Below are 251 nucleotides of genomic sequence, written 5' to 3'. Positions count from 1 at the left end.
CGGTCGGGGGCGTGGTGCAGCCCGGCTCGCGCGTGATGGAGATCGTGCCCGAGGACGTGCCGCTGGTGGTCGAGGGGCGGTTGCCGGTGGAGTCCATCGACAAGGTGCGCGCGGGCCTGCCGGTCGAGCTGATGTTCACCGCTTTCGATGCCAGCAGCACGCCGCGGCTGGAGGGAACCGTGACGCTGGTGTCGGCGGACCGGTTCGAGGATGACCGCAACGGCCGCCCTTACTATCGCCTGCGCGCCGAC

The 251-nt window shown here is 70.9% G+C and carries 1 protein-coding gene; it reads left to right on the top strand.

What is annotated here, in order from left to right; genetic code table 11:
* Positions 1-11: 11 nt before the first annotated feature.
* The coding region (locus SB764_RS42915) for an HlyD family secretion protein (RefSeq protein ID WP_410867164.1) at positions 12-251 on the top strand (240 nt) is incomplete at its 3' end.

Origin of the sequence: Paraburkholderia sp. SIMBA_027, assembly GCF_046535315.1 — a bacterium.
GTDB lineage: Bacteria > Pseudomonadota > Gammaproteobacteria > Burkholderiales > Burkholderiaceae > Paraburkholderia > Paraburkholderia tropica.
The sequence above is the reverse complement of the archived record's forward strand: the minus strand, read 5'-3'. Positions and strand labels throughout refer to the sequence as shown.